This is a genomic window from Mycobacteroides salmoniphilum (assembly GCF_004924335.1).
GTDB classification, from domain to species: domain Bacteria; phylum Actinomycetota; class Actinomycetes; order Mycobacteriales; family Mycobacteriaceae; genus Mycobacterium; species Mycobacterium salmoniphilum.
The window spans coordinates 3,284,173-3,310,974 of sequence record NZ_CP024633.1; the positions used below are offsets into that span (position 1 = coordinate 3,284,173).

Here is a 26,802-nt window from a genome sequence, read left to right on the forward strand (position 1 = left end):
CCCACGCGATCCGGTAGTAACCGCAGCGAGTAACCAAACCGATACCAGGTCAGCCGCTCAGCGCCGCGACTCACATCGCGGAAAGCTGTGCCGCGTAGAGCGCGAGTTCGTCTCCAACATTGGCGATGGCGCCAGCGCCGTCCGTTTCCATCGCCGCTTCGAAGGTGTCGCGCACCCCCTCGATGGTGAGCTGCGCCGAGGTCACTCCCTGCGTCTCGCCGAGGAAGACCCGCGCGAATCGTCCGCCGCCGGCGCTGAAGCTGACACCGGAACACGGCACATCTTCGGACACCAGGAAGGCCGCGACCGGTGCGACGGCTGCGGCGGGAAAGGTGTTGCGAAGCCAGCTGAGTGCCGGTTCGGGCATGTTCTCCACCATCCTCGTGAACCCGACCGGAAGCAGCGCGTTCACCTTGATGCCGTAGGCCGGACCAGCGAGCCCCAGGTTCGTTGTCATACCGATCATTGCGGCCTTGGCGGTCGGGTAGGTGCACGCCTCACCCTGCCCGAACATGCTGCTCGAGGAGATGTTCAGTATTCGTCCGTATCCCTGGTCGACCATCGCCTTCCATGCCGGGCGCAACACGTTGAACGGCCCAAGCAGTTGAACGCCGAGCACGGTGTCGACGTCCTCATCAGTGAGTTCGGCGAATGCCTTGATGGGCCCAATGATTCCCGCGTTGTTAATGACGATGTCGACCCGGCCCCACGCGTCCAGCGCGGCACCGACGATGGCGCGTCCACCATCTCCCGTAGCGACGGTGTTCGTGTCCGCGATCGCTTCACCGCCGAGGGCCCGGATCTCGGCGACCACCGAATGCGCGGGAGCATCGGAGCTACCTGTGCCGAGAAGCTCATCGGGCGATCCGATGTCGTTGACCACGACCTTGGCGCCTCGGCCTGCGAGCAGCAGCGCGTATTCGCGCCCGAGCCCGCCGCCCGCACCGGTGACGATCGCCACCTGCCCATCGAATCGGATCTTGTCCATTGACTGCTCCCATCGGCTCGATGACTTCATGTGCGAATCGCTCAAGGAGCGAGGCGATATGCGCTGCCAAGAGATTCGTCTCCCGGCCGCAACCCACGGGCCCGTGCCATCCATTCCGGGGTGACATCCCGGCCGTTCTTCGGCATCGAGCGGGCGGGATGCGTGCGGTCCACGACGTACCGGACAGACTGGTCGACCAGTGATACCGCAGCACGGACGGCCTCAAACACGCACGCCTCCATCCGAATTCATCTCGACGTTGAGCGGAATCCTCGCCTCGACAGATACGTTATCTGAAATAACGCAACTGGTGCAAGGGTGCGCTTGGCCTAGCGGGCTGGAGTCGTCGCTGGCAGCCGGGCGACCCGACGTGCGTGCTCAGCCCGAACGAATCGCGCGCGCCACCGCGTCGAGGGCCATCAACCGCACCACATCGACATGCGCGGGCACCTGCCCGGTTGCGGCGGCAACGAAGGCGTCGCCGTCAAATCGCGTGTGCGGCGGTGTGATTGCGCGCGATAGTCCGTCGTGCGCGCCCTGACTGACAATATGGCAGCCCACCTTGTCGAGCTGAGCGTTGGTGATGACCACACCAATCGTGGTGTGTTGACGTGAATCGCCAAACCCGAAAACCTCGGACAGGGCCGCCACCGGATCCAGCGATACTTCCTGCCCACCCGGGTCGATGTCGCCGTAGGCGTTCACGGCCACCAGTGCGCCGACGATCACCCCCTGGGCGGCAACCTCCGCGTACCGGATACCGCCATGCCGGCGTCCTTCCGCACCACGCCAGTGCGAGGTGTAGGCACCGGTACCCGCGCCCACTCGCCCGACCTGGAAGTGCTGCCCGTCAGCCGAGTCTCGCGCCGCCGCGTATCCGTCGTCCGCGGTCGGCCGAACCGATGCTTGCCCCACCGCCAGATCGAAGAGCGCGAGCGTCGGGATCACCGGGACGAGCCCGCCGGGTGTCGGCACCCCCCTGCCCGACTCCTCGAAGAACCGCATGGCGCCGTCGGCGGCCGCGAGCCCGAAGGCCGAACCGCCCGTCAGTACCACCGCGTCGATCGCGACAACCGACTTGTCCGGGGCCAACGCGGCGAGCTCGCGGGAAGCGGGTGCACCACCGCGCACCTCACAGGACGCGCACGTGCCCGGCGGCAGGGAAACGACGGTACAGCCGGTCTGCACCGCCTCATTGGTCCAGTGACCCACACCTACCCGCGGGATGCCGATGCTTCGCGTGTTTCCCATACGGGCCAACGGTACTCAGTTCGTCCTCTACAGCGAAAGCGCCTCCACCAGCGCCGGCAGCGCGGTGGCGGCGGTGGCCCGCCAGACGAGATCCGCCCGGTCAGACAGGTCGGTCTCATGCGGGTTGATCTCGACGACCGTCGCCCCGCGGCTCAGTGCCAGCTGCGGAAGCCCCGCCGCCGGATACACGATGCCTGAGGTCCCGATGAGCAGCATCAACTCGCAGTTTTGCGCGTGCGCGACGGCATGACCGAACTCGACCTCGGGCAACATCTCCCCGAACCACACGATGCTCGGCCGGACTTTTCCGCCACAGTCGCACTCGGGGGGCGCGACCCGCTCGGATTCGGGGGCAGCGACGCTCACGTCGAAACCGGTCTGGCAGGTGTCGCAATGCGATTTGAGCAAGCTGCCGTGAACGTGCGTGACCTCTGCGCTGCCCGCGCGCTCGTGAAGGTCATCGACGTTCTGGGTGACGATCCGGACGTCGCGATGAGACCCCCACTGCGCCAACGCACGATGCCCGGCGTTGGGCTGCACGGCCATCAGCTGGATGCGCCGATTCTGATACCACGCCCACACCAGCCCGGCGTCCTCGTTCCAGGCTTCCGGTGTCGCCAGAGTCATCGGGTCGTACTTCGACCACAGTCCCGTCTGGGCATCGCGGAAGGTGGGCAGCCCGCTCTCGGCGGACATGCCCGCGCCGGTGAGCACCGTGACGGTGCGCGCCTTCGTCGCGGCGGCCAACAGCTCGTCGGGTACCTGTGCCTGTTTCATCGAACAAATTCTCACCCATAGGGACTGTTTGGATCGGAACCACGCCCGTACCCGGACGAAGCGGCTGAGACTCAGGATCACTGACTACGGACTACGGACTTCCAAGGGTTCGCATCGCTGTTCGGGCCGCCAGGCTGATCTTGATCGGAAACCAGCCCATACAGCCAGCAGGAGAAATCATGACCTTGGACAACGCAACACACCTTGGGAGCCTCGGGGTGGACGAGTTGGTTCCCTCGCGTTACGCGGTAGACGTCGGCGATATCGAGGTGCTGGTGATCAGCGATGGGGTGCTGCCGATTACCGCCTCGACATTGGCCACCAACGCCGACCCGGCCGAGCTGGCGGGCTGGCTCGACGGCATGTTCCTACCGCCCGAGGTGGTGGACTGGCCACTCAATGTCGTCGTGGTGCGCAGCGGCGATCAGACCATTCTCGTCGACGCCGGGCTGGGGCTGGAGTTCCCGGACTTCCCGAGAGCGGGGCAGACGGTCGCGCGATTGGAGGCCGCAGGCGTCGATCTGGCATCCGTGACTGACGTGGTGCTCACCCATATGCACATGGACCACGTCGGCGGGCTACTCACGGAGGGGCTTAAGGAACGGCTGCGTCCGAATCTGCGGGTCCACGCGGCAACCGCGGAAGCCGAGTTCTGGGTAGCACCCGATTTCTCCCACGTCACCATGCCGGAGCCAATTCCGGACGTGCTGCGCAGGGTCGCCACGCAATTCTTGGACCAGTATCACGGCCAGCTGCAGACGTTTGAGACGGAGTACGAGGTCGCACCGGGAGTCCTCATCTCCCGCACTGGTGGTCACACCCCCGGGCACAGCGTGGTCCGCCTTGAGTCACGCGAACAGAAGCTGACCTTCGCCGGCGATGCGGTGTTCGCACCGGGGTTTGATAACCCCGAGTGGCACAATGGCTTTGAGCATGACCCCGAGGAAGCCGCCCGTGTGCGAGTGCGTCTCCTGCAAGAGCTGGCATCGACCGGCGAGCCGATGGTGGCCACCCACCTGCCCTTCCCGTCCGTCTGCCACGTGGCAACCGCGGGCGACGCGTTCCGCTGCATACCGGCCACCTGGGATTACTAACCGCTCTTCAGTGTTGGATTGGACGACAGCCACGTGACGGTGACTGTCGTCCAATTCGTCATCTGAGACGTTCGACGGCCCTTGCGTGATTCTCAGGGATTGGCACGATGGAACAATGATCGAAACATTGACTGATATGCCCGAGGGCGTAGTCGGATTCCGCGTCTCCGGCAGGGTGGCCGGTGACGAGCTACGTAAGTTCACACCGACTATCGAACAATCGCTGACATCCGATGAACTACGGATTGTTGAGGTCATCGCGAGCGACTACGAGGGCTTTGGCCCCGGCGGGCTAGCCGAAGACCTGAAGCTGGGCTTCGGGATGCTCTTCCAGCATCATTCGGCCTTCAAGAAAATCGCAGTAGTGACCGATAAGGAATGGGTAGCGCACACCTTGCACGCGCTCGCGTGGATGGTTCCCGGTGAGATCGCGTTGTTCGGCCTGGACGAGCTGGATCGTGCGAAAACGTGGGCCGCACGCTGACGCCACAGGCCGAAATCGGGTAGTGCACTACCCGAGCCCACAGCCTCCCTGAGTCCATATCGTCGCATCACCAACGTTCGGCCGGACAAGAGAACCGATCTGTAGCAATGGCCCTGCGCTGGAAGGACATTCATCCAGTGACGGAAGGCGCGTGCACCATGGTCCTCATTCCGAACTTCGAAAGTCAGTCGCACTTCTTTACTCCCGCCGCATTGGCGGTCAACGAACAACAGCCGGCCTCGATCGCCGATCAGCGCTTCGTCTTCCAGACAAACGGCGTGGCCATCGTCAATATGCCCGGACAGAGCAGCGTCGACTGGTCACGGAACCAAGCATTGATCTCCCCGAACATGAGCGATGCGTTCAAGGCGATCACGACGCGGCACAACATCCCGATTCCGGCCGGGGCCTTCCCGTGGTTTCAGGTGGACAGCGCCATTCCCTTCGCCACCCTGAGTTCGATCTTCGATCGGCATCAGGCGATTGACGCGGGATTCGCCGTCGACCGTTGGCGTTTCCGGACACGCACCGGCATCGGACTGCAACCCGGGCAGACACTCCAAAGTCTGTTCGACGGTCTACTCGTAGATTTGGCCGTTCGTGACAGCGACGCGGTGATCCACCGAATCAGCTACCACATCACGGTGCAGGGCAGAATCCGGTTCGTCACCGGTCTTACGTGATCAATCCCCGTTAATCCTGGTATCCCCGGACCCCGCCAGGAAAGCCTTTTCGAGTAGTACAAACAGTTCACATCGCTGCGTTGCACTCAAGGCGGATAGCACCCGGGCCTCTGCCCCCCTGAGCCCGTCGACTATCTCGGCGTACCGGCGCTTTCCGAGCGCAGTCATCACCACATCGTGACGGCGGCGGTCCTCCGGGGACCGCTGCCGCTCTATGAAGCCAATGGCTTCCAGATCGTTCAGAAGCCCAACCATGGTGGTCTTGTCCACCCGCAAGGCTTCGGCGAGATCCGCCTGCGACTGCTTGCCGGCCGCATCCAAGACGTTGAGCACGCCTATATGCAGTAGCCGCAGTGCGTGCTCACCCAGTACGGCAGCCACTTCGACATGCATGCGACGCAGAAGGATCTCGAACAGGGGTCCGAACAACCCCGCTGGCCTGGGGTGATCCTCCGGCGGGAACTCGGTCATGCCCCAACAGTACATCAATCTTGATCATCTGCTTTAATCAAATCGTTAGTCTTAATCAAACGATTTGATTGGAGGAACCCACTGTGGGCAGATCCACGCGATCCGGCGTGATCGCCGGGGCGACCGCGATGGCAATAGGGTGGGCCCTCGTAACGTCGGCGACCAGCTGGGCCGCCCCCGTCGAGATGGCTCCGCAATCGAGCCAACGCACGACCATCGATGGCTGGCACCTGTCAGTTGCCCTCTCGGGCGAGGTCATCAACGCGGTCCCGAATCTGGCCGGTGCGCAGAACTCTCGCGAGGCGTTCATGACACTGTCCGCGCAGGCGAATATCGGTGGCAGTGGCGGCAATCCCATCACCGCAGCCAACTTTGTCGCGGGCTACCAAGTCGGCTGCCAGATCGACGTATCGCAGGGTCTTCAGATTGGCGGCACTGGCCAGTTGGCGGGATCGGTCGGGGCGACCATCAGCGGCCAGCCGGGAGTACAGGTGGGCGGAACGGGGGCGATCGGCGGCTTCGTGCAGACCGACCTGCAGCCTGGCGTGATCACCACCGTCGCAATGGGCACTATGCCGGTGACGGCAGGCCTTGGACGACTGGACATGCAAGACGTCCACTTGAAAGTGGATGCCTGCGGCGGGCCAGTGACAGTGCGCTCCTATGCGACATTCGCGGTCGCCAGTGCAGTTCAACAAACACAATTGTCCGTGTACGGCGACCCCTACGTCCTGAACTAGGAGCGATAGATGTTTCTGTTCAACACAATTCCCCGGCATGGCAGTGCCACCTTGCTCGTAGTCACCGCATCGGTGTTGTTCGCGGGTTCGGGTACCGCACACGCCGACCCCGGCCCGATAACGCCCCCACCCCCGCCAGTGATCGGGGCGTTGCAGTACGGGCCACCGGGATACCCTGCGGCGATCGGAGTTCCGCTGCTGCCTCCAGGACGCTCGGGTGTGTCTGTATCAGCCGACACCCTGAGCCCCGCAGCTCCGGCGCCGGCCAACGCCTCACGCGGGATCTCTGGAGTACAGACGTCGGCCGATTCCCTGAGCCCCACTCCTTAGTCAGGGGCCAGCGCCGGTGCACACCTCATCGAGTCGGCCGCAGCACAACAATTCCCGGGACCGTACCCAGATACTCCCGCAGCGGCGTATCGACGACTTGGTTGTTGGCCCGCAAAGACGAGGCGTTGCGCAATACCGGCCCACCCGGTGTGTGCAGGAAGATTCCTACATGCGTGACGTCGAGCCCGCCGGCCCTCGCGTAGGCACCGAGGTAGTCACCGTCGTGAAGATTCGCGATAACACCATCGGAGACACGGGCACTCGGTAAATAGACGACCGTGCGCGACCGAGGCGGAAGCCCCGGTAGATAGCTGCCGCCGGAATCCTTCAGGTTGAGCATCTTGGCGGCCTGCTCCGAGGGTGCCCCCAGACTTGCTGTCACATCGGTGGCGTTAACAGGCGCATCGGCGGCCCAATCGGTGAAGAAATGGCGGCGTTGCGTGAAGCTGATATCGCCCCCGCGATAACGGATCTGGGTCAGTTGGGCGATGAAATCGGCGCTGTTACTGGACCGCTTCAGCGCTTCGACATAGTCCGCATAGGTGAAGCAGTCCACGCGGGTGAGTTCTACGACCAACTGCTCGGGGACGGAGGCGGATCCGATCAGGGTGTCGGCACCGTACGGCACATGCAGAAAAAGGGCCGATACCGCGGCGCTCAATTGGGCGGGACTCTCAGCCGCGAGGCGGTTGCGCTCAGTGAGCAGCTCTTGGAGCCGGCGTTCGTTCGCCGGGCTGATATGCGCGGCGTCGGCCGAGGCAGCAGGTGCGCACAGCGCACATATCAGTGCGAGCAATACGAACAAGCTGTAACCACGTCGTAGTGGGGTTCGTCGCATTGTCGAGGTCACGACCTGATGCCTTTCATCTCCAAGTCCGGATAATCCAGCTAACACATCACAGTGCAGAGCCGAACCAGGCTGGTCGCCGACCTCACCTGACGCACTTTACGCAATGCGCGTGCACTTTTGGGCTCCTACGAGGCGAATGGACACTGGGTGTCCGCTGCTGCTGCGTGCCTAGAAGCGCAGGGACCGGAGCATTAGTTGGTCGAGTTCGGTGCCGAGGTCTGCGATGTCGATATCGTTTTCGAAGAGCACCGCCACCTGACCGATTTCTAGATCCGGTGAGGTACAGAGGGCGGTGTCGCCCCCGTTGGTGGTCAGCCACAGCATGTCGGTGGAGGCGATGACATCGGGACGGTCCCAGTCCGGGATGCCGGTGGGCCAGCCCGCCCAGGCCGCGAAAGTGGACATGTACGAGGGTTGGGCCAGGCCAAACGATTCCCCATCGAGGACGGTAAACCCGGGATGCACATCACGGAGAAACTCACGCGCCGGCATCGGCAAGGTCTGCCACAACGGCGGCGGCGACCCGGTGAAGGTTCGTGGATCCCAGCCAACCCAAATCACTACGTCACCGTCGGCGGCCTCAACGAAGTAGAGCAGCGCCGGGCCTTCCTCGAGCCAATAGCACACCTGCACATCGCGGAGGCGGCTCTGGAGTGCGTCGGCAAACCGCGGGAGCATCTCCAGAAAGCCCGGATTCCACCGCGCCAATGCCAGCTGTACACGCTGCTCAGGATCAGCCGATGCCGCCACCTCAGCAAACGGTCCAGCCATATCGGCAACCGGTGAATCCAGCACCGCGACAGGACCTCGGCCGCCGCCACACAGCTCATCGAGTTTGGCTAAGCCCGAAGCCGGTGACGGCGCCCCAAACTTCAGTTCGTTAAGCAACCGATCGTCGCCAGCGGCAGCTGCAGCGATGACATGACGCAACTTGACGCGCACCCTGTCCTCTAACTGCACCTGCCCGGTCTGGTACTCGCCACTGACCCCCCGCAGCGTTGCGGCGCTGCGGCCCCGCTGCATCCAATACACAGGCCGAGAGACCCACTGAAGATTCATCGGTGTGAACGCCACCCGCGGGGTCTGCTCCATCGTGAGATCGGCGAACCCGGGCATCATCACAATCTCAGCCAACGGAATGATCCTCGCAGCCACCACAGCCGCCTCGAACTTGCCTCGACCAATCGTCGCGGGAATCACAGGCTCATCATGCATCGAGACATTCTCCAATCCGGCGGCATGTCAGGGTGCGCGCTCGATCACGTGTGGCTGAATGCTGCAGAGCGGCTAGCGGTCTTCGACGGGGTCTTGCAGGCGTTTGAGTTCATGATGCAGTGTCGCCTCCAGCGCGGTGGACCCAGGATCAGGTGCGCCGCGGCTGGCGAGCACCTCCCGCACCGTTCTCAACAGAGATAGCTCGGACTCGATGTCATCAGCGCCGCGGTGGCCCGTCTGCACGTACCCCTCGTACGCGCAGCAGCCGTCGCACTCATGCGCCGCGAACCTCTCCCAACCCCGGGCAACCCACAACGCGAATTGATCTTGGTCAGGATGGGACTGTCCGTGCACACAAATACGGTCCAGAACACCGTTTGACCGCCACCGTTGCGGCCAGTCGAGCATGTGATGGCCGCTGGGGTTATGGATAACGCAAACCATGCCGACGCAATCATCGGGCGGATGCCCAGCAGCAAACCCATTCACGCAGCCATGATGAACGCACTCACCTAGACGCAGCAAGTGCAGACACATGCGTAACCAAAATATGCCACTACACCTGTCGTGGCCCAGCCGCAGACCTGCGACACAGTCGACAACAACGCTTGTCCTGTTAGCTGTAGGAGTTGTACGCTGCCGTCACGGTTGGGGGCAACCACCATGTAAGGGAAACATGAGCGACAACCGTGCCGCCAAATCGCCGTTCACCGGCTGGATCATCGTTGCCGGTGGCATCTTCCTAATACTCGCGGTCGCCAACTCCACCAGCTGGGGCGCAGAGGAAGAACGCCCCCGGCCTACACCTGCGGTAACCGAATCAGCGAACCCTGCAGGGGCAGAAGCAAGCTCACTGCACTGCCAGCAGCAACAGCTGGAACCCCAGTGCGACGGCACCTTCCGTGTAGCCGGTGACAATTCCCCCACCGGCATCCCCCCTGGCTGGATCCACACCGAAGGTCCACACCCCGGGAGTCACCAGCACTGCTTATGGATACGACTGTCCGGTCAGGAAATGACGATGGAAAACACCCTCGCCACCGGCAAGGTGACAGAAGGCCCCGCCACGGTGCAGATCAAGCCGAGCGACTACGCCTTCGCAACCTACGGCTGCCAATCGTGGCAGAAAGTCGGATAGTCGATAATCGAGGTCTGTTCCTCGAACTGATGCGGTCGGTAGCCGGTCGTCGGCAGCTTCCCATGCACATCAACCGTGTCCTTGTGTTGACGCGGAAAGGATCGAAGTGCTGTGGCTGCGTTTGATGAGTTGGTCGCTTTGGTTCGGCCGCCGGATCTGTAGCGGTTCGCGATCGATTGGGAAGCAATCGAATCGTCGATTGGTGCACGATTACCGGACGACTACAGATCGATTGTGGGTCACTACGGGTGGTCACATTCCCTGTTGAGTGGCGCAAAAGAGTTGGTGCAGCAATGGACCATGTTCAATGACAAACCCGACAAAAGAGATTTCGAGACCGACCAACGCCAAACGGATATCACTCAACTTGATCAAGTTATCGTCGTTGACCAGTTTGGCCAGCGCAGTATCGATCGCGCTGTCTACCTGACTGACCGCGTCATCGATTCGCTTTACAGTTTTCTCGGCTTTCTTAACCCGGCTACGCAAGCGTTCCGACTCTTCCTCGAGCCGTTTGAGTCGCCTTTCCAGGCTGTCTGGCTCAACCGTTATCTCCGGCGAGTGCCCCACAACAGTTATGACGGTCCCCTTCGGGGGTGATCACGTTGTCGCCACCGCCCTTCTTGGAGCTCCTAAGCGGCCCGCCAAGAAATTCACCAATCCCCTTGCGCCACTGAATCGACCGATCCGATATCCGATTCCAAGCCACCGTGAGCCCCACCGCTGCAAACAGGGCGCCAAACACCTGTATCAGGAAACCTGCTAGCTCCATGAACGTCCCCTTACCCGTCCCAGTCGGTTGACAGTCTGCGCGTCGACTGCCAGCTGACCCGCAACGTCACCATCAGTACCGACGGAGAGACCGAGACCCGGGTTGCCATTTGGGCTCTGAGTACAAAAAATCCCAGGTCATTGACCTGGGATTATTGTGGAGCTAAGGGGATTCGAACCCCTGACCCCCACACTGCCAGTGTGGTGCGCTACCAGCTGCGCCATAGCCCCATGTTTAGTTGCGTGCTCGGACGAAGTTACACCACGGCGACGGGCTCTCAAAATCTCAGCGCTCCGGCCCACCAACATCCTCTGCTACTTCCTGCATACTCCTAACCTGCGGTGACGCAAGTCTCCCCAGCGTCTCGGGCGCAAAGATCCATGCCACCGCCGCGATCAGCGGCATCGCGCCCCCCACCACGAACGCCCATCCATAGGACGCGTGCTCGACGATCACCCCAGCGACCACGGGCCCGATCACCAGCCCGATATCGGACGTCATCTGGAAGGTGGCCAGCGCCGTCCCCGCCCTGCCCCTGCTGCCCACCACATCGGCCACGGCGGCCTGCTGCGGGGAGGCGTACAGCCCCGCACCGATCCCCCCGATGAGCGAGAGCACGATGAGCAGGGGCAGCGATGACACAAAGCCCATCGCCACCACGGTCGACCCGCACACCACCAGCCCCCCGACCACAAGCGGCTTACGCCCGATGTCGTCGGACCACGACCCCGCCAGGAACGCCGTCGACACGTCCCCCGCCGCGAACGCCGCGAACACCAACCCGGCAGCACCCGGTCGCTGATGCAGCGCCTCGATCACAAACAGTGGCAACAATGCACCGCGGATCCCAAAGATCGCCCAGCCCGCGCTGAAATTCGACATCAGGGCGGCCAGGAACGTCCGATGGTGCAGCGCGGATGTCAACGTCACCGGGGCGCCGTGATGTTCGTCGGCGACCTCCAACAGTGTGGAGCGCCGCAGCCCGAAATAGACCAGCACGACGACAATCACCAGCGCCGCCGCATAAATGATGAAGGGCGCCGAAAGACTCAGGCCCACAACGGCACTACCCAAGGCCGGTCCGGCCACCATGCCGAGCAGAAAGCTCGACCCGTACAGCCCCTGCGCACGTCCGCGAATCTCTTCGGGCGCTATGCGCACCAGCAGCGCGGCCGCCGACACGGTGAACATCGTGGAGCCGACACCGCCGAGTGATCGGAACACCAAGAGCTGCCAATAGCTATGCACGAAGGCGCAGATGCCGGTGGATACCGCAACGATCAGCAGTCCGGTCATGTAGACCCAGCGCTCCCCCAGCCGCTGGACCAACGCCCCCGCGGCAGGTGCGAACACCAACCGGAATGCGGCGAACGAGCTCACCACCGCGGTCGCCGCGGTTACGCTCACCCCGAAGCTACGGGCATACTGCGGCAGCGCGGGCGCCACCACACCGAACCCGAGCGCGATCACCAGGCTCGCGACAACCAGAACCCATATCTCCCATGGCAGACGCGGTTTTACCGTTGCGACATCGTCGGTACAGCCACTCAACCGATGACCGCCGAGACAACCTCCCGTGCGGCATCTTGTACCTGGCTCAAGTGCTCGGCACCCTTAAACGATTCTGCATAGATCTTGTATACATCCTCGGTGCCCGATGGCCGCGCCGCGAACCAGGCGTTTTCGGTGACAACCTTGAGCCCGCCGATCGGTGCCCCATTGCCGGGCGCGTTCGTCAGCTTGGCGACGATGGGCTCACCGGCCAGCTCGGTGGCGCTCACCTGCTCGGGCGAGAGCTTGCTCAGTATCGACTTCTGTTCGCGACTCGCTGGCGCATCAACGCGGGCATACGTTGGGGCGCCGTACTTCTCGGTCAGCGCGGCGTACCGCTGCGATGGCGTGGCTCCGGTGACCGCCAGTATCTCCGAGGCCAGTAATGCGGCGATGATGCCGTCCTTGTCGGTGGTCCACACCGACCCGTCGCGGCGCAAGAAGGACGCCCCGGCGCTCTCCTCACCGCCGAAACCGATTGTTCCGCCTATCAACCCGTCCACAAACCACTTGAATCCGACCGGAACCTCGAGCAACGTCCGGCCCAATCCCGCCACCACCCGATCGATGATCGACGAGCTCACCAGGGTCTTGCCCACCGCAGTCTCGGCGGCCCAGCCATCACGGTGACTGAACAGGTAGTCGATGGCCACCGCCAGGTAGTGATTGGGATTCATCAGGCCCGCATCGGGAGTCACGATGCCGTGGCGATCCGAATCGGCGTCGTTCCCCGTCGCGATCTGGTACTTGTCCCGCGAGGCCACCAGCGAGGCCATCGCGTCCGGCGACGAGCAGTCCATCCGGATCTTGCCGTCGTGGTCCAGGGTCATGAACCTCCAGGTGGCGTCCACCAGCGGATTCACCACGGTCAGCTCGAGCGACCACCGGTCGGCGATCGCGGCCCAATAGTCGACGCTGGCCCCGCCGAGCGGGTCGGCGCCAATCCGGATTCCGGCATCCTTGATGACGCCGAGGTCGACGACATTGATCAGGTCGTCCACATAGGTCTGCTGAAAGTCGTACCGCTGCGCCGATTTCAGCGCCTGCGCCAACGAAACCCGCGTCACCGAGCGCCATCCCGAGCGCAGAATCTCGTTGGCGCGAGCAGCGATCACGCCGGTGGCATCGGCGTCGGCAGGCCCACCGTGCGGCGGGTTGTATTTGAATCCACCATCCCGAGGCGGGTTATGCGATGGAGTGACCACAATCCCGTCGGCCAACCCCGTCGTCCTACCGTGGTTGTACCGCAAGATGGCATGACTCACCGCCGGCGTCGGCGTGTATCGGTCTCTTGAATCCACAGCCACCACAACGTCATTGGCATGCAACACCTCGAGTGCGCTCGTCCATGCCGGCTCGGAGAGCGCATGGGTATCGCGGCCGATGAACAGCGGCCCGGTGATGCCCTGCGACGCCCGGTACTCGACTATCGCGGCGGTGGTGGCCACGATATGCGCCTCGTTGAAGGCGCCGTCAAGGCTGGACCCGCGGTGCCCCGAGGTCCCGAAGGCGACCTGCTGTGCGACGTTCGCCGGGTCGGGCTCTATCGCGTAGTACGCGGTCACCACGTGGGCGATGTCGATGAGGTCTTCCGGCTGGGCCGGCTGTCCGGCGCGCGCATTGCTCACCCGCACGATTCTGCCCGGATCAGGTGAACCGTGTCTTACCGAACGGCCGCTATTGGAGGGGCTGAATGCCGACGGCGGTGCCATATGCGCACACCTCGACACCCGTGTTGGCGTATTCGGTCGTCTCGAATCGGAACGCGACCACGGCATTGGCGCCGCGCGACTCCGCCTCGGCGGCCAGCCGCGACAGTGCCTCGCGACGGCTCTCGTGCAGCAATTGAGTGATGCCCTTGAGCTCACCACCGGCGATGGATTTGAAGGAGGCGGCAAGGTTCGAACCGATGTGCCGCGACCGCACCGTCAGGCCGAAGACCTCGCCAAACACCGCGGCGATCTTGTATCCGGGGATGTCATTGCTCGTCACGATGATCATGGGCCCAACGTACCGCCGTGCGTGCGCTAGGCGATGGAGGCGACGTCCTGCCAGAGCGGGCGCCGATCACCATCGGGGTCGCTCTCCACCCGTGAGGGGCTGTCGATGATCAGCACCTGGCGGTCCGGCACCGCGTACATCGGCCAGCCCTCACCGGGCGCCCCGGTACGCGCGAAGGTGAGCCAACGCCTTTGCATCTCGTCGCTAACGGCGCGCGCCTGGGCGCGATCCCCGCGTCCCGACAGGAACGGCGCGGCCACGGTTCGATAGGTACCGAAGACCGCGAGCAGCTCGATGGCATGGGTAGGTCCCAGCCCGTAGCGACGCAGTGCCCGCGTGGCGTAGTCGTACCGGTAGAAGTAGACCGGCGCATGCCGACCGTGTGCATCGGCCACCCGCCAGGCCGCTGATCCGAAGGCCAGGTCACCCGCGAGCTGCAGGAGCGCCTTCTCCGACGGGTAACCGTCATAGCCGCCGATGATCCGCTGCACATACTCGGGACCGCCCTTGGATAGGGAATGCTCAAGCGCCTCCGGCGTGATCGGCAGAATCTTGAGTATCTTCGTGAAGAGGGTGGCCTCCTCGGCGTTGTACCCAATGATAAGCGGAACACGATGTGCCTCACCGCGTTCCAGCGCCTCGTTCGGATCGACAGGGAGCACATCACCGTCGATACTCGGCCCGAACCGCAACGATAGCCCCGGCACATGCTTGGCCGTCCCCATCAACCGGAAGAAGGCCTTAACCAGCTGACGCGGCTTGGCTGTCAACACCGTTTCGGCGGCATTGGAGTCCGTTGCGCCCAGGTAGTTCACGAACTGGCGCGCGTTGATGGCGGCGTCCTCGGGACGGATGACGAGACCGGAGGCGGTGCTCTGACAGATGGCACGGTGGAAAAGCCCCGCCGCCGAGGGCACCGCGAGCAGGGTGTTCACCGCATGCGACCCGGCGCTCTCCCCGAAGATCGTCACATTGTTCGGATCGCCTCCGAACGCCCCGATGTTGTCGTGCACCCACCGCAACGCCAGTACCAAATCACGCAGATACAGATTGCTGTCAATCGTGTGCGTCTCATCGGACAGCGACGAAAGATCCAGCGCGCCAAGAGCACCCAGCCGATAGTTGACCGAGACGTAGACACATCCCTGCCGCGCCAGGCTCGCACCGTCGTAGAGCGGTGTAGCCGAGCTACCCAAGAAGTACCCGCCCCCGTGAATGAAGAACATGACCGGCAGCGGCCCGGTGACCGGCCCTTCCGGGGCTACCACGTTGAGGGTCAGGCAATCCTCGCTGAGCTTCTGGGGCTTGCCGGGCAGGATGATGGCGTAGCGATGCTGCTGGATGGAGGCGGCGCCCCAGGTACGGCACTTACGCACCCCGACCCACGGCTGGGCCGGGCGCGGCGCACGCAGGCGCAGCGGCCCCACGGGCGGTTCCGCATAGGGAATCCCGCGGAAGCGGTGCACGCCGCCCCGGGTGAATCCTTCGACAGTGCCGTTGACCGTGTTGATGCGGATGGGCTTCTTTGCCATCGGCACATCCTAGGCAACCAACCGGTTGGCCCACAATGCCCGATTCAGAGAGTGAGACTGAAGCCCTCCCATGCCGAGCGCCGGGTGGCCTCCGGGTCCAGCTCCACCCGGGTGGCGTGGTCGAACACCATCACCGCGCGATCCGGGGGCTCATAGGTGGGCCAGCCATCTCCGGGAATTCCACTGCGTGCGAACGCAAGCCAGCGGCGCTGCACATCATTGCTGACCCGCACGGCATCCCGGCGCCCGATGGCCCCGGCCATCACGGTACCCATCGCGCCGCGGTAACTATCGAACACGGCGAGCAATTCTGTGGCATGTGTGGCGCCCATGCCGGCCATCCGCAGCGCTCCGGGTGCGTAGTCGTACCGGTAGAAATACACCGGCGCGTACCGATGGTGGGCCTCGGCCATTTGCCAGGCCGCCGTGGAGAAGTTCATGTCCCCGGCAAGCTTGACGCATGCGGAACGCGCCGGGTACCCCGGATACGCCGCCACGATGCGGTCACGATGGACGGGTCCGCCGCGCATCAGCATTCCCTCCAGCGCGGGCTCCGACAGCGGCATCATCTTGAGGACCCGGGTGAAGAGTTTGGCCTCGTCGGCGTTGTGGCCGACGATCAGCGGAACACGATGTGCCTCACCGTGTTCCATTGCCTCAACGGGATGGCGGGGCAGGTAGTGGCCGTCGATGCACGGACCGATCGCGAACGATCCGCCCGGCATGTTCGCCACGATGTCGGCAATGAGGGTATTGAGCGCCGCTCCGAGCTGAGCGGGCGTCGCCCGTAACACGGTCTGCGCGGCTGTTTCCGGTGTGGCACCGAGGATGTGTGCGAACTTCTGCGCATACAGCGCGGCCGACTCGGCGGGCACTGCCATGCCGCTGGCGGTGCTCTGGCAGATCGCGCGGTGAAACAGGCCCCCAGCTGCGGGGGTCGCCATCAGCGTCTCCACGCAGTGCGCGCCCGCGCTTTCCCCGAAGATCGTCACATTGTTCGGATCGCCTCCGAATGCGGTGATGTTGTCGCGCACCCACTGCAGCGCCAGCACGACATCGCGCAGGAACAAGTTCCCGTCAATGGTGTGGGTGGTGTTCGACAACGAAGACAGATCGAGGGCACCCAGTGCTCCCACCCGGTAGTTCACCGACACGTAGACACACCCACGCCGGGTCAGCGAGCCGCCGTCGTACAGCGGGGTCGCCGAGCTGCCCAACAGATAGCCGCCGCCGTAGATGAAGAACATGACCGGCAGCGGCTCGTTGGACGGGCGGTCGGGGGTGACGACGTTGACCGTCAAGCAGTCCTCGCTGGCCCGCTGGACGCGTCCGGGTCCCAGCACCCGGTAGCGCCGCTGCTGCGGGGCCGCCGCACCGAATTCGGTGCAGTCGCGCACTCCGTCCCACGGCAGTGCCGGTTGCGGTGCGCGCAGGCGCAGCAATCCGATCGGGGGGCGGGCGTACGGAATGGACCGGAAACGCCGCACACCTCCCCGCACGAAGCCTTCGACGATTCCGTGGGGGGTGCGCACGCGGACAGTGGGCGTCTTCGACCCTGAAGCCATGGCAGTCAAGATAGCTGTCCGCGACCTCAATCGCGCTGTTGGTGGGGGAAATCCAGGTAATTCACCAGCAGCGACACCACCCACAACAGATAACTGATCACGGCCTTCAGAAATCGGGCGGCGCCGACTCGATGGATTTCGGACCGGTCACGGGAACGTACCTATCGATGCACCAATAGCAACATTGGCCCCACCTGCCACTATCGTCACGAGGGTCGATTACTGACGTCGAAACGGCGTCCTGCCCCGGGAAGGTCTGACATGTCGAGGCGTCGCCGAATCTCCGTGGTCTTGTTGACCTCGGCCGTAATCGGAACAAGCGTCGCGATCGATGTCGCGCCCTTGGCCGTCGCCGACCCGTGCACCGGCCCCGCCGCAGGGCTCCAGCCGCCGACCCCCGTCCCCGACGACGGCATACCCGGCCAGGCTCCGCCCATCGGTCGCCGGCCCGCCGGCGCCAATGACAAGGCGCCACTGCCGGAGCTGGGCAAGTTGCCCCTGGCCATCCTCAAGCAGGTGCTCCCCCAACAGAGCGCCAAGAAGAAGCCGGGATGGGCCCAAGAGATGGCACGCCCCGCCCTGCCCAACCCGCCCGAGCCCGGCTCACCGAACAATCTGCAGGACCAGCAGGCCGCTGCCGTCGCACCCGCCCCGGCGCCCGCGATCGGCCCTGCCCCCGAAGCCGCCGTCTCCCCCTCCACCTCCGTCGTCGGCTGGGTCACCGGTGTGGATACCGGCGCCAACACACTTCAGAAATTCAGCATCTCCGGAACCGACCTCGGAATCATGTGGGACAACGGCGATACCGCCGGCCGCCAGGTTCTGATGGCCTTTGGCGACACCTACGGATACTGCGGAATGAGGAGCCAGCAGTGGCGGTACAACACCCTGCTGCGCACCCAGGACAAGTCGCTCTCGCGCGGCCTCGCGGTGGCCGAGGGATCGACCTCCAACCCGTATGCCGGTTCCCCGCAGTCACGCCCGGGTTACTCCAAGCAGATCATCCCGCCCATCAAGTGGGCCGCCCAGGAACGGGGCATCATTCCCACGGCCGCCATCTCCGTCGGGCGCACCCAGTACATGAACTACATGTCCATCAAGAGCTGGGACAGTGCCGGCGAATGGACCACCAATTACTCCGCGACCGCGGTGTCCAACGACAACGGACAGAACTGGAAAACGTTCCCGCAGAGCGTCCGTCCCGCCTCCCCCGACGCCATCAGCCAGGTCCCGTTCACCCCGGGAAATGAGAACTTTCAGCAGGCCGCCTACGTCAAGGGCAACGACGGATACATCTACATCTTCGGAACCCCTTCCGGGCGAAGCGGATCCGGTTTCGTGTCACGCGCGTTGCCCGGGAACCTGCCCGACGCCGGCAAGCATGAGTTCTGGAACACCGACCGGGGCTCCTGGGTACCGGGTGATCCCAACGCAGCGACTCCCATCATCTCGGGCCCGGTCGGTGAGATGTCGGCCCAATACAACACCTACCTCAAGAAATACCTGGTGATGTATGGCGACAAGTCCGGCGATGTCCTGCTCTCCACCTCCCCCGCGCCGCAGGGCCCGTGGAGCCCACCGCAGATCCTCGTCACCGAGTCACAGATGCCGGGCGGACCCTACGCGCCGTACCTGCATCCGTGGACAACCGGCAAGGAGCTGTATTTCAACCTGTCTCTGTGGTCGGCGTACAACGTGATGTTGATGCGCACGACCCTTCCGTAACAGCCCTACAACCGCTCGATGATGGTCGCATTAGCCAAACCGCCTGCCTCGCACATCGTTTGCAATCCGTAGCGCCCACCGGTCTGCTCCAACACCGACACCAGCGTGGTCATGAGCCGCCCACCACTGGCACCGAGGGGGTGTCCGATGGCGGTGGCCCCGCCGTTGATATTGACCTTGGACACATCGGCACCGGTCTCGGCTTGCCAGGCCAGCACCACCGACGCGAAGGCCTCGTTGACCTCGAACGCATCGATATCCGCCAACGATAATCCCGCACGGTCAAGGACTTTCGCGGTCGCGGGGATGACACCGGTAAGCATGTACAACGGATCGTCACCCACCACCGCGACCGAATGCACGCGTGCCCGCGGGGTCAGTCCGAGCCGGCGGGCGGTCTCACCGGAAGTGATCAGCACCGCCGATGCGCCATCGTTGATCGGCGAAGAGTTGCCCGCGGTGACTTTCCAGTCGATCTGCGGGAAGCGCTGCTCCCACAATTCATGACGGAAAGCCGGTTTGAGCCCGGCCAAGATGTCCGCGGTGGTCGATGGTCGTATCGATTCATCGGCGTTCACCTCGACCAATTCGCCGCCGACAGTCGGCGCCTTGATCGGCACCACATCGCGCGCGAATCTGCCCTCGGACCAGGCCTGCGCGGCACGGCGATGACTCTCGGCAGCGAAGGTATCCAGTTGCTCGCGCGACAGGCTCCATCTCGTCGCGATCAGCTCAGCACTGATGCCTTGCGGGACAAGCCCTTCCGGATAGCGGTTGGCGATCTCGGGGCCGAAGAAGTCCTTACCCAGGCTTTGGCTGCCCATGGGCACCCGGCTCATCGACTCGATACCCGAAGCAATCACCACGTCATAGGCCCCGGCGATGACCCCTTGCGCGGCAAAGTGGATGGCCTGCTGACTGCTGCCACATTGCCGGTCGACGGTCACCGCGGGGACGGTCTCGGGCAACCCGGCGGCCAGTGCCGCCCATCGTGCCGTGTTGGAGCTCTGCTCCCCCACCTGCCCCACCGCGCCGCTGATGACGTCGTCGACGAGGGTCGGGTCTATCCCGGTGCGCTCGACGAGCGCGCGGATGGCATGTGCGTGCAGATCGACCGGATGCACACCCGAGAGCGACCCACCCGGCTTCCCCTTGCCCACGGGTGTCCGCACCGCGTCGACGATCACTGCATCTCTCATGGCAATGCCTCCTGAATTCATCGTTGAACTCCTCTTCTGCCGGTATACGCCCAGTAAGTTGGAATTCACAACTAAGTGTGACCAAGTGCATAACGTGCTAAGTTGGATTTCACGACTATGAGAGACTGTTCGATAGCCAATGCCCTCGACGTGATCGGGGAACGCTGGACCCTGGTGGCCCTGCGCGAGATCATGCTGGGCAATCGACGCTTCGACGCGATCGTCCGCAACACCGGCGCCAGCCGCGACATCCTGGCCACCCGGCTGCGCAAACTCGTGGATGCGGGCGTCCTGGAAAAGCGCCAGTATGAAGAGCGCCCTCCCCGTTACGAATACCTGCTGACCGAATCGGGGCGAGCCCTTCGGCCGGTGCTGTTCGCCTTGATGGACTGGGGTGACGCGTTTGTCACACAGGGCCCCCCGCCGAGCGTCTGGGAACACGAATGCGGCTCGGTGCTGCATGTCCAGCCGACCTGTGAGAATTGCGGAGAGGCAGTGACGTTCGACGATCTCACGCCGCGCCGGCTAGGGAGGGTGCGATGAACTCCGACGCCCTGACCTACGGGCCGGCGGGCGCCACGTGTCCGGGCGAAGGCACCTGGGCCCCAACGCTGTCCGGGCTACGACGATTCGAGCAGACCGTCCCCATCGGACGCGGAGACGAAGCATGGCGCAACGCTTCGCAGGCCGTGCTGACGTGGGGTGTCAAGCGGCGCAGCGGCTTCCGGGTTAACCCCGAGGTGACCGTGAGCGAAGGCGCGGAGTTCCGGATCAGCTTCGGATGGGGCCGGATCAGCGTTCACGAACCGGTGCGCATCGTGGCCGTGACCAACACCCACGACCGCTGCGGGTTTGCGTACGGCACGCTACCGGGCCATCCCGTATCGGGCGAGGAGGCGTTCATCGTGCACCAGAACGGCGACGGCACAGTGTTTCTGACACTGCGCTCACTGACGCGAGCCGCCCCATCAGGCCTCTGGCGGCCAGTGTTCCCAGTACTCCTGGTGGCACAGCGGGTCTTCCGCCGTCGCTACCTGCGGGCATTGGCGTCCTAATCGACGGAGGACGCCAAGTCCACCAGTGCCCGCGCCGGTCCCGTCGGCGGAGACCCCGGCATCCATACCGCCCGGAACTGACGCGTGAACACCATCTCGTCGGCGAGGGCGACCTCACAGAGAGTGCCCGCGGACAGTTCGGGGGCAGCGATGAGACGGCTGATCACCGCCGGCGCCAAACCCGTTGCCGCCGCGGCCTTGATTGCCGCTGCCGAGCCCAGTTCTGCCGCCGGCGTCGCGGGCTGGCACACCTGACTCAGCACTTCCCAGACGGTGTCGCGGGTACCGGAGCCCGGCTCGCGCATGAGAAGCGGCGTGGTGGCAAGTTCGCGCAGCGTCACGGGTTTACGCCGCCGAGCCCACTTGTGTCCCGGCCCCACCACGACGACCAGTTCGTCGGCGCCCAGCACTTCCCCACCCAATCCGGCTGGGGCGTGCGGCCCCTCGATGAAACCCAGGGTCGCGCCACCGGCCCGCACCAACTCACAGACCTGTTGGGTGTTACCGACTTCCAGCGATACCGCGACATCCGCATACCGAGAGCGAAGGACGGTAAGCCACAATGGAATCCGATGATCGGCGATGGTGCGCGAAGCGGCGACCACCAGCCGCGGCGCCTGGCCGGAATGTAGCGCGGCCACACCGGTGACAAACTCTCGCGCCGCCGCGAGCACCGGCGTCGCATACCCGATGACGGCCAGTCCGGCATCGGTGAGCCGCGACCCGGTGGGGCCACGCTCCAGCAGTACCAACCGAAGGCGCCGTTCCAGAGCCCGGATACGCATGCTGGCCGCGGGTTGTGAAATGCCGTGCTGGCGCGCCGCCGCTCCGAGACTGCCCGTCTCGGCAACGGACATCAGCAGGTCCAGCACGTCGAGGTCGGGCGTGCCCGGAGGAAGAGGCATAAGTACAGTTTATGGGGTTCGGTCAAAACGCCTGGTAGTTGCCCCTGGTTAGGATGGGATGACCATGGACGACAACGACATCCGACACCTGCGCCGCTGCGTCGAACTCGCCACCGAGGCGCTCGATGCCGGTGACGAGCCCTTTGGATCACTGCTCACCGGACCCGATGGCACCGTGCTCGTCGAGGACCGCAATCGCGTCGGTGGAGGCGATTCGACACGCCATCCCGAGTTCGAGCTGGCCCGGTGGTCCGCCGAGAATCAGCCGCCGGCCGACCGCGCGTCCTCAACGGTGTACACCTCGGGAGAGCACTGCCCGATGTGCTCGGCCGCGCATGCATGGGTTGGGCTGGGCCGAATCGTGTACGCCAGCTCCTCGGCCCAGCTGACGCGGTGGCTCACCGACCTGGGCGTGCCCCCGGGGCCTGTCGCGGCGTTGCCCATCAACGAGGTAGCGCCCGGCATCGAGACCGATGGTCCGGCACCGGATCTCGCCGAGAATGTGCATGCATTGCACATTCGGTTCCGCGCGGGCGGGTGATCAGCTCACTTGACGCACGCGACGCCGTCCGCGCCCATCTGACTCAGGTCGGTTGGCGCCGGGGCCTGGACACCCGTTCCCGTGGCGGCAACCGCAGTCAGGACATCGGTGGAATTTGCATCCGCTGACGTATCGCCCTTGTTAGCGGCGCTGTGATGTGCGATGTAGTCGTCCGCGGGGAACTGCGAGCCCACCGTCAACTGGACAGTCCCAGGTGCAACCGCCCCGGATTCCGTCATGGGCAGGTGTAGTTGATCGGCGAGTGCCTGCGCGCCCTCCTGTGCGTCTGAGCCATAGACAATCGAGCTCTCGGTCGACATGGCCTCTGCCGTCGTTGCACGACCACGCGTGAATCCCCGAGCCGTAAAGGCATCTTCGATTGCCGCACCCAGCCCGTCGCGCTCTGTCGCGTTGACGACGTTGAGCACTACGGGCGCCGAGAGCGGGACCACGGGAACCACCGCAGCCGCAGTGGGCGGCGCGGGGGCGATATCGGCGGAGAAGCGATCGTGGACGATCTGCCGGATCGTCGGAAGGTCCACGATGTTGACGTCCGAACCGTTCGAGTCCTGGCCAAAGTCAGAGATGGGCAGCGTGTAGAGAGACATCGGCCTTTTGGTCAATGTCGAGGCGCGCGCGGCGAAGTCGACGATGTTGAGCCCGGAGTCGATCGCGACGTTCTCGTGCGCGACATTCAGGATGTTGCGCACCGCGGCGGGATTCGACATCGCCCCGCCCTTGCGCACCGCGGTCAACAACGACACCAGGAAGGCCTGCTGGCGCCGGGTGCGGTCCATATCCGTGAACGATCCGTCGTTTTCGTCGCGCCGTTGCCGGACGAAGGCCATCGCCTGGGATGCGTCGATCTGCTGCACGCCTTCGTGGAAGTTGGCGCCGGAAAACTCGTCCACCGTGTCGTGGTTCAGGCACACGGTGATGGGCTGCACCGCCTTGGCGATCTGGAAGAACGCGGCGAGGGTCACTTCCACGAAGTGATCGATCGGCACGCCGAGGAAGTCACGTACCGTGTCGATCTGGGCCTTGCGCCCCGCCTCACGAGCGGCCTGCTCACGCGCGGTCAGATCATTGGCGCCCGCAGAATCCGAGCCACCCCTAGCCTGCGTGTCCAACGCCTGCTGGTAGGCAAATCCGTAGGCCTGCTTGACCTTGCCCTTACACACCGACCCGGGGCAGCCCGCCAGGTCAACATAGTCGTCACGTGGGATCGAGACCGCGGTGATGGGGCCGTCATTGCCCGGGATGTGCACCACAATCAGCACATTCGCGTTGTACCCACCGGATGTCTCGTCGCCGGCATGCAGCGCGTCGTACATGTCCTGTGGCAGCGGCTGCCCGTTTTGGTCGAGCCGACTATCCAGGCCCATGAGCAGGATGTTCTGGTCCTGGCCGACAGGAGTCAGGACCCCGGGTAGCACGTGCGAGGTGATGATCTGCCCTACCGCCGTGTTGTATCCGGCCCAGCCAAAACCCGTGATGGCCATGACGAATGCCGCAGCGATACCGACGACCAGACGGCCCTTTTCCAGCACCCAGCGCTGCGCCTGACCAGAATCCTGCTCGCCCATAACAGTTGACCATTGTTGTGGACAATCGGTCCAAAACGCGGCAAGCACGCCTCGGACTCTCCGGCGAGTCCCTTATCGACGCCCACTGTGAAGTGCGTGTGAATTTGCCAGGGCCGCTCGCTAATCCGCGCGCGTGAGCCCCAACACCGGGATGATCCGGGTGGTCTTGCGTTCGTACTCGGCGAAGTTCTCGAAGCGCTCCGCCTGGCGCGCGTAGATCCGGTCACGCTCCTGGCCCACCACATCGCGCACCGTCACGGGGTAGTGGTCATCACCGATTTCGACGGACACCTTCTCGGGATGTTCCAGCGCGTTGTAGTACCACGCGGAGCTATTGTCCCGCCCGTTATTGGAGGCGAACACGTAGAACTCGCTGCCCTCTTCGCCCGGTTGGTAGGCCATCGGGTTTTCACGCGGTTCGCCCGACTTCGCGCCGACGGTGTGCAGGATCAACATGTCGAACTGCGCCAGAAAGCCATCAACGGCGCCGTTCTCGCGAATCTGGCTCATCACGCTGGCATGAAAGTCGTTGGGGTTCGTTTCGGTCATGACCTGTGCAATGTCAATCTAACTGACACTATTCCCGACGACGAGTGAAATCCTCGACAAGTCCCTCGACAAACCCGTCGTCAACCGCCTCCCCCGTCACGATCACGCGGTAGTACAGGGGCGCCACCAACAGTTCGGCCAGACGAGCGACATGCACGCCGTCGGACAGCTCCCCTCGCCGCACCGCACGAGCGATCGGAATCTGGTCGCGCGCCTGCTGTTCGCGCAGATAGCGAGCCCGGAACGCATCCGCGAGCTGCGGATCATGCTGCGACTGGCCAATGAGGGCCCGGAACACCGCACCCGCGTCATCGGTCGTCAGGAACCGCGCGGTGGCACCCAGGTGGTGCCGCAGGTCGGCCTCGAGGCTGCCCAGATCGGGCGGATCCAACTGCGAAGCGGCATCTTCCAGGAAGACGTCCATCAGCACCTCCGCCTTGGAACTCCACCATCGATAGACGGTCTGCTTGGCCACACCCGCGGCCTTGGCAATGCCTTCCATGGTCACTCCGGCATAGCCCTTGGCGACCAGCAGATCGTCGGCAGCGTGAATAACGGCCTCACGCGCGGTCTCGCTGCGGCCATGCCGGTTTCCGAAATGACGGCGCGCGTCGTCAGCCTCGCGGGGCTTCGCCGTCTCACTCACAGTGACCATCGAATCATCACCCTAGACTAGACGAGACGTTGCGTCTATTCTAAATGGCATGACAACGACACTCCATGAACCCGAATTCGCCACGATTGTGGGCCGCCTCTTCGAGAACGCCTCGCACGATGCACCCCCCGTCGACCGGGACACCTTCCACAAGAAGTCCGTCGAGGAGCGCGTCGAGCTGTTCCAGAACACCTACGTGCCCGTCGCACCCGATGCCGGGCGGCTCCTCTACAGCCTGGTCCGTGCCACCAAGCCGAACACCATCGTCGAGTACGGGCTGTCGTACGGAATCTCGACCCTGCATTCGGCCGCCGCGGTTCGCGACAACGGTTTCGGCCGCATCATCACCACCGAAATGAACACCACGAAGATTGCCGCCTCACGCGCGACCTTCGCCGAGGCCGGGGTGTCCGACCTCATCACCATCCTGGAGGGTGATGCCCGCGAGACGCTGAAGACGATTGATGGACCGATCGAGTTCCTGCTGCTAGACGGCTGGCCCGACCTCGACCTGCCAATTCTCAAGATCCTCGAGGACAAGCTGGCGCCGGGCGCACTGGTCATCGCGGACAACGTCGGATTCGAAAGCAGCAAGCCGTATTTGGAATACATCCGTACCCCGGAGAACGGCTACGTGAGCGTGGCTTCACCCATCGGGGAATGCATGGAGCTCAGCTGCCGTTGTGCGTAACGGCGCAATCTCACAGAAGCGTTGGCGGCGGTCGTCTCGCCAAAGTCTCCCGCCGCCAACGCCTTCAGAACCACTCCAGGAAGGTGTGGCATGTCCAAATCTACTCTCGGCCTGACGGCCGCGGCGTGCACTTCGTTCGCATTGCTGTGTGCGGCGCCCGCATCCGCGGGACCCAAATCACCTCAGACACCCAGCGAACTCGGCGCCGAGCTCCAATCACAGGGCTATAAAGTTCAGTACGAGCGAATCGGCAACTGTGCCTTGGATGCCGGATCGGTTGTCGGCACCCGGATCGGCCCGGCGGTCTGGGCGGATACCACCACGCAGACCAAGGCCGGTGGCGGCGTCGGCGACGGTGCCGGCACCCGCGGAGGTGTCACCTGGAGCCATGACGTGGACCACCAGATCGCCTACATCACGGTGGCGTGCAAACGCGCGGCCAAATGATCCACGC

The 26,802-nt window shown here is 64.1% G+C and carries 31 protein-coding genes and 1 tRNA gene; 12 read left to right on the forward strand and 20 right to left on the reverse strand.

The window, feature by feature from the left end:
- Window positions 1-70: 70 nt before the first annotated feature.
- The 4 genes from DSM43276_RS16290 to DSM43276_RS16305 all read right to left on the reverse strand — a co-directional run bounded on the left by DSM43276_RS16290 (window position 71) and on the right by DSM43276_RS16305 (window position 3,016).
- Window positions 71-988, reverse strand: coding sequence for an SDR family NAD(P)-dependent oxidoreductase (locus DSM43276_RS16290; protein WP_078329616.1), 918 nt, complete (start codon window positions 986-988; stop codon window positions 71-73).
- Between the two features lie 41 nt (window positions 989-1,029).
- Entirely contained in the window at window positions 1,030-1,218 is a 189-nt protein-coding gene (locus tag DSM43276_RS16295) for a hypothetical protein (protein WP_136629108.1), read from the reverse strand.
- 148 nt (window positions 1,219-1,366) lie between these two features.
- The gene (locus tag DSM43276_RS16300; RefSeq protein WP_078329615.1) at window positions 1,367-2,239 is read right to left on the reverse strand and encodes a P1 family peptidase; all 873 of its coding nucleotides are present in this window, start codon (window positions 2,237-2,239) and stop codon (window positions 1,367-1,369) included.
- A gap of 27 nt (window positions 2,240-2,266) precedes the next feature.
- Window positions 2,267-3,016 carry an SIR2 family NAD-dependent protein deacylase gene (locus DSM43276_RS16305; protein WP_078329614.1) on the reverse strand — a complete coding sequence of 250 codons (750 nt, stop codon included), beginning with the start codon at window positions 3,014-3,016 and terminating at the stop codon, window positions 2,267-2,269.
- 179 nt (window positions 3,017-3,195) lie between these two features.
- On the opposite strand from DSM43276_RS16305, the gene DSM43276_RS16310 reads away from it, so the two are divergent.
- From DSM43276_RS16310 to DSM43276_RS16320, 3 genes are all read left to right on the forward strand, one after another.
- Window positions 3,196-4,110 (forward strand): MBL fold metallo-hydrolase, encoded by a 915-nt coding sequence (locus DSM43276_RS16310; RefSeq protein ID WP_078329613.1) that lies wholly within the window; start codon window positions 3,196-3,198, stop codon window positions 4,108-4,110.
- Between the two features lie 115 nt (window positions 4,111-4,225).
- A complete protein-coding gene (locus DSM43276_RS16315; protein ID WP_078329612.1) occupies window positions 4,226-4,594 on the forward strand; it encodes a SpoIIAA family protein in 369 nt (122 codons plus the stop codon).
- Window positions 4,595-4,752: 158 nt separating this feature from the next.
- Window positions 4,753-5,277, forward strand: a complete 525-nt coding sequence (locus tag DSM43276_RS16320) for a hypothetical protein (protein WP_078294309.1) — start codon at window positions 4,753-4,755, stop codon at window positions 5,275-5,277.
- Here the strand turns inward: DSM43276_RS16320 and DSM43276_RS16325 are convergent, their stop codons facing one another.
- On the reverse strand, window positions 5,278-5,748 hold the full coding sequence (locus tag DSM43276_RS16325; protein ID WP_234803026.1) for a MarR family winged helix-turn-helix transcriptional regulator: 471 nt from the start codon (window positions 5,746-5,748) through the stop codon (window positions 5,278-5,280). It abuts the gene before it with no gap.
- Between the two features lie 83 nt (window positions 5,749-5,831).
- Here DSM43276_RS16325 and DSM43276_RS16330 point away from each other — a divergent pair, with 83 nt between their 5' ends.
- Window positions 5,832-6,488, forward strand: a complete 657-nt coding sequence (locus DSM43276_RS16330) for an MspA family porin (RefSeq protein WP_234803025.1) — start codon at window positions 5,832-5,834, stop codon at window positions 6,486-6,488.
- A gap of 9 nt (window positions 6,489-6,497) precedes the next feature.
- A complete protein-coding gene (locus DSM43276_RS16335; protein ID WP_136629109.1) occupies window positions 6,498-6,818 on the forward strand; it encodes a hypothetical protein in 321 nt (106 codons plus the stop codon).
- Between the two features lie 25 nt (window positions 6,819-6,843).
- Here the strand turns inward: DSM43276_RS16335 and DSM43276_RS16340 are convergent, their stop codons facing one another.
- The 3 genes from DSM43276_RS16340 to DSM43276_RS16350 all read right to left on the reverse strand — a co-directional run bounded on the left by DSM43276_RS16340 (window position 6,844) and on the right by DSM43276_RS16350 (window position 9,237).
- Complete coding sequence (locus DSM43276_RS16340; protein ID WP_412458664.1) at window positions 6,844-7,668, reverse strand: N-acetylmuramoyl-L-alanine amidase-like domain-containing protein; 825 nt, start codon at window positions 7,666-7,668, stop codon at window positions 6,844-6,846.
- A 168-nt stretch (window positions 7,669-7,836) separates the two neighbouring features.
- Window positions 7,837-8,883 (reverse strand): hypothetical protein, encoded by a 1,047-nt coding sequence (locus tag DSM43276_RS16345; RefSeq protein WP_078329609.1) that lies wholly within the window; start codon window positions 8,881-8,883, stop codon window positions 7,837-7,839.
- 72 nt (window positions 8,884-8,955) lie between these two features.
- Window positions 8,956-9,237: a hypothetical protein gene (locus DSM43276_RS16350; protein ID WP_136629110.1), complete on the reverse strand. Its 282-nt coding sequence runs from the start codon at window positions 9,235-9,237 to the stop codon at window positions 8,956-8,958.
- Between the two features lie 322 nt (window positions 9,238-9,559).
- Between DSM43276_RS16350 and DSM43276_RS16355 the strand changes: the two genes are divergently transcribed.
- A complete protein-coding gene (locus tag DSM43276_RS16355; protein WP_136629111.1) occupies window positions 9,560-10,021 on the forward strand; it encodes a hypothetical protein in 462 nt (153 codons plus the stop codon).
- Between the two features lie 252 nt (window positions 10,022-10,273).
- Here the strand turns inward: DSM43276_RS16355 and DSM43276_RS16360 are convergent, their stop codons facing one another.
- From DSM43276_RS16360 to DSM43276_RS16390, 7 genes are all read right to left on the reverse strand, one after another.
- Window positions 10,274-10,591: an anticodon-binding domain-containing protein gene (locus tag DSM43276_RS16360; RefSeq protein ID WP_234803024.1), complete on the reverse strand. Its 318-nt coding sequence runs from the start codon at window positions 10,589-10,591 to the stop codon at window positions 10,274-10,276.
- A gap of 359 nt (window positions 10,592-10,950) precedes the next feature.
- Window positions 10,951-11,023: transfer RNA gene (locus DSM43276_RS16365), tRNA-Ala, on the reverse strand.
- Between the two features lie 55 nt (window positions 11,024-11,078).
- Window positions 11,079-12,344 (reverse strand): MFS transporter, encoded by a 1,266-nt coding sequence (locus tag DSM43276_RS16370; protein ID WP_078329607.1) that lies wholly within the window; start codon window positions 12,342-12,344, stop codon window positions 11,079-11,081.
- On the reverse strand, window positions 12,341-13,972 hold the full coding sequence (pgm, locus tag DSM43276_RS16375) for a phosphoglucomutase (alpha-D-glucose-1,6-bisphosphate-dependent) (RefSeq protein WP_078329665.1): 1,632 nt from the start codon (window positions 13,970-13,972) through the stop codon (window positions 12,341-12,343). The genes DSM43276_RS16370 and pgm overlap by 4 nt, the downstream gene beginning before the upstream one ends.
- 49 nt (window positions 13,973-14,021) lie before the next feature.
- Window positions 14,022-14,345, reverse strand: coding sequence for a YbjQ family protein (locus tag DSM43276_RS16380; protein WP_030097012.1), 324 nt, complete (start codon window positions 14,343-14,345; stop codon window positions 14,022-14,024).
- Window positions 14,346-14,371: 26 nt separating this feature from the next.
- A complete protein-coding gene (locus DSM43276_RS16385) occupies window positions 14,372-15,877 on the reverse strand; it encodes a carboxylesterase/lipase family protein (RefSeq protein ID WP_078329606.1) in 1,506 nt (501 codons plus the stop codon).
- A gap of 44 nt (window positions 15,878-15,921) precedes the next feature.
- Window positions 15,922-17,442, reverse strand: coding sequence for a carboxylesterase/lipase family protein (locus DSM43276_RS16390; RefSeq protein ID WP_078329605.1), 1,521 nt, complete (start codon window positions 17,440-17,442; stop codon window positions 15,922-15,924).
- Between the two features lie 261 nt (window positions 17,443-17,703).
- Between DSM43276_RS16390 and DSM43276_RS16395 the strand changes: the two genes are divergently transcribed.
- Window positions 17,704-19,167, forward strand: coding sequence for a DUF4185 domain-containing protein (locus tag DSM43276_RS16395; protein ID WP_136629112.1), 1,464 nt, complete (start codon window positions 17,704-17,706; stop codon window positions 19,165-19,167).
- Window positions 19,168-19,172: 5 nt separating this feature from the next.
- On the opposite strand, the gene DSM43276_RS16400 is transcribed toward DSM43276_RS16395, so the two are convergent.
- The gene (locus DSM43276_RS16400; RefSeq protein ID WP_078330960.1) at window positions 19,173-20,366 is read right to left on the reverse strand and encodes a thiolase family protein; all 1,194 of its coding nucleotides are present in this window, start codon (window positions 20,364-20,366) and stop codon (window positions 19,173-19,175) included.
- A 117-nt stretch (window positions 20,367-20,483) separates the two neighbouring features.
- On the opposite strand from DSM43276_RS16400, the gene DSM43276_RS16405 reads away from it, so the two are divergent.
- Window positions 20,484-20,909 (forward strand): winged helix-turn-helix transcriptional regulator, encoded by a 426-nt coding sequence (locus DSM43276_RS16405; RefSeq protein ID WP_078330959.1) that lies wholly within the window; start codon window positions 20,484-20,486, stop codon window positions 20,907-20,909.
- Window positions 20,906-21,421, forward strand: a complete 516-nt coding sequence (locus DSM43276_RS16410; protein ID WP_078330958.1) for a DUF1990 family protein — start codon at window positions 20,906-20,908, stop codon at window positions 21,419-21,421. Before DSM43276_RS16405 ends, DSM43276_RS16410 begins: the two co-directional genes overlap by 4 nt.
- Here DSM43276_RS16410 and DSM43276_RS16415 read toward each other — a convergent pair.
- Window positions 21,418-22,326 carry a LysR family transcriptional regulator gene (locus DSM43276_RS16415; protein ID WP_078330957.1) on the reverse strand — a complete coding sequence of 303 codons (909 nt, stop codon included), beginning with the start codon at window positions 22,324-22,326 and terminating at the stop codon, window positions 21,418-21,420. The two genes, DSM43276_RS16410 and DSM43276_RS16415, sit on opposite strands and share 4 nt — an antisense overlap.
- Before the next feature lie 64 nt (window positions 22,327-22,390).
- Here DSM43276_RS16415 and DSM43276_RS16420 point away from each other — a divergent pair, with 64 nt between their 5' ends.
- On the forward strand, window positions 22,391-22,867 hold the full coding sequence (locus DSM43276_RS16420) for a nucleoside deaminase (RefSeq protein ID WP_136629113.1): 477 nt from the start codon (window positions 22,391-22,393) through the stop codon (window positions 22,865-22,867).
- Between the two features lie 5 nt (window positions 22,868-22,872).
- Here the strand turns inward: DSM43276_RS16420 and DSM43276_RS16425 are convergent, their stop codons facing one another.
- The 3 genes from DSM43276_RS16425 to DSM43276_RS16435 all read right to left on the reverse strand — a co-directional run bounded on the left by DSM43276_RS16425 (window position 22,873) and on the right by DSM43276_RS16435 (window position 25,648).
- Entirely contained in the window at window positions 22,873-24,453 is a 1,581-nt protein-coding gene (locus DSM43276_RS16425; protein ID WP_078330937.1) for an LCP family protein, read from the reverse strand.
- A gap of 120 nt (window positions 24,454-24,573) precedes the next feature.
- The gene (locus DSM43276_RS16430) at window positions 24,574-25,002 is read right to left on the reverse strand and encodes a nitroreductase family deazaflavin-dependent oxidoreductase (protein ID WP_078330936.1); all 429 of its coding nucleotides are present in this window, start codon (window positions 25,000-25,002) and stop codon (window positions 24,574-24,576) included.
- Between the two features lie 28 nt (window positions 25,003-25,030).
- Window positions 25,031-25,648: a TetR/AcrR family transcriptional regulator gene (locus DSM43276_RS16435; protein ID WP_078330956.1), complete on the reverse strand. Its 618-nt coding sequence runs from the start codon at window positions 25,646-25,648 to the stop codon at window positions 25,031-25,033.
- Between the two features lie 58 nt (window positions 25,649-25,706).
- Here DSM43276_RS16435 and DSM43276_RS16440 point away from each other — a divergent pair, with 58 nt between their 5' ends.
- Both DSM43276_RS16440 and DSM43276_RS23880 read left to right on the forward strand, forming a co-directional pair.
- Window positions 25,707-26,348 (forward strand): O-methyltransferase, encoded by a 642-nt coding sequence (locus DSM43276_RS16440; protein WP_078330935.1) that lies wholly within the window; start codon window positions 25,707-25,709, stop codon window positions 26,346-26,348.
- Between the two features lie 261 nt (window positions 26,349-26,609).
- Window positions 26,610-26,795 carry a hypothetical protein gene (locus tag DSM43276_RS23880; RefSeq protein WP_078330955.1) on the forward strand — a complete coding sequence of 62 codons (186 nt, stop codon included), beginning with the start codon at window positions 26,610-26,612 and terminating at the stop codon, window positions 26,793-26,795.
- Window positions 26,796-26,802 lie beyond the last annotated feature (7 nt).

Bases quoted from the DNA above. Each gene is read 5' to 3' on its own strand.
- DSM43276_RS16305 (WP_078329614.1), bottom strand. From the start codon at position 3,016: ATGAAACAGGCACAGGTACCCGACGAGCTGTTGGCCGCCGCGACGAAG.
- DSM43276_RS16325 (WP_234803026.1), bottom strand. From the start codon at position 5,748: ATGACCGAGTTCCCGCCGGAGGATCACCCCAGGCCAGCGGGGTTGTTC.
- DSM43276_RS16420 (WP_136629113.1), top strand. From the start codon at position 22,391: ATGGACGACAACGACATCCGACACCTGCGCCGCTGCGTCGAACTCGCC.
- DSM43276_RS16300 (WP_078329615.1), bottom strand. From the start codon at position 2,239: ATGGGAAACACGCGAAGCATCGGCATCCCGCGGGTAGGTGTGGGTCAC.
- DSM43276_RS16335 (WP_136629109.1), top strand. From the start codon at position 6,498: ATGTTTCTGTTCAACACAATTCCCCGGCATGGCAGTGCCACCTTGCTC.
- DSM43276_RS16320 (WP_078294309.1), top strand. From the start codon at position 4,753: ATGGTCCTCATTCCGAACTTCGAAAGTCAGTCGCACTTCTTTACTCCC.
- DSM43276_RS16440 (WP_078330935.1), top strand. From the start codon at position 25,707: ATGACAACGACACTCCATGAACCCGAATTCGCCACGATTGTGGGCCGC.
- DSM43276_RS16315 (WP_078329612.1), top strand. From the start codon at position 4,226: ATGATCGAAACATTGACTGATATGCCCGAGGGCGTAGTCGGATTCCGC.
- DSM43276_RS16395 (WP_136629112.1), top strand. From the start codon at position 17,704: ATGTCGAGGCGTCGCCGAATCTCCGTGGTCTTGTTGACCTCGGCCGTA.
- DSM43276_RS16290 (WP_078329616.1), bottom strand. From the start codon at position 988: ATGGACAAGATCCGATTCGATGGGCAGGTGGCGATCGTCACCGGTGCG.
- DSM43276_RS16355 (WP_136629111.1), top strand. From the start codon at position 9,560: ATGAGCGACAACCGTGCCGCCAAATCGCCGTTCACCGGCTGGATCATC.
- DSM43276_RS16310 (WP_078329613.1), top strand. From the start codon at position 3,196: ATGACCTTGGACAACGCAACACACCTTGGGAGCCTCGGGGTGGACGAG.
- DSM43276_RS16405 (WP_078330959.1), top strand. From the start codon at position 20,484: ATGAGAGACTGTTCGATAGCCAATGCCCTCGACGTGATCGGGGAACGC.
- DSM43276_RS16410 (WP_078330958.1), top strand. From the start codon at position 20,906: ATGAACTCCGACGCCCTGACCTACGGGCCGGCGGGCGCCACGTGTCCG.
- DSM43276_RS16430 (WP_078330936.1), bottom strand. From the start codon at position 25,002: ATGACCGAAACGAACCCCAACGACTTTCATGCCAGCGTGATGAGCCAG.
- DSM43276_RS16345 (WP_078329609.1), bottom strand. From the start codon at position 8,883: ATGCATGATGAGCCTGTGATTCCCGCGACGATTGGTCGAGGCAAGTTC.
- DSM43276_RS16390 (WP_078329605.1), bottom strand. From the start codon at position 17,442: ATGGCTTCAGGGTCGAAGACGCCCACTGTCCGCGTGCGCACCCCCCAC.
- DSM43276_RS16415 (WP_078330957.1), bottom strand. From the start codon at position 22,326: ATGCCTCTTCCTCCGGGCACGCCCGACCTCGACGTGCTGGACCTGCTG.
- DSM43276_RS16385 (WP_078329606.1), bottom strand. From the start codon at position 15,877: ATGGCAAAGAAGCCCATCCGCATCAACACGGTCAACGGCACTGTCGAA.
- DSM43276_RS16380 (WP_030097012.1), bottom strand. From the start codon at position 14,345: ATGATCATCGTGACGAGCAATGACATCCCCGGATACAAGATCGCCGCG.
- DSM43276_RS16400 (WP_078330960.1), bottom strand. From the start codon at position 20,366: ATGAGAGATGCAGTGATCGTCGACGCGGTGCGGACACCCGTGGGCAAG.
- DSM43276_RS16425 (WP_078330937.1), bottom strand. From the start codon at position 24,453: ATGGGCGAGCAGGATTCTGGTCAGGCGCAGCGCTGGGTGCTGGAAAAG.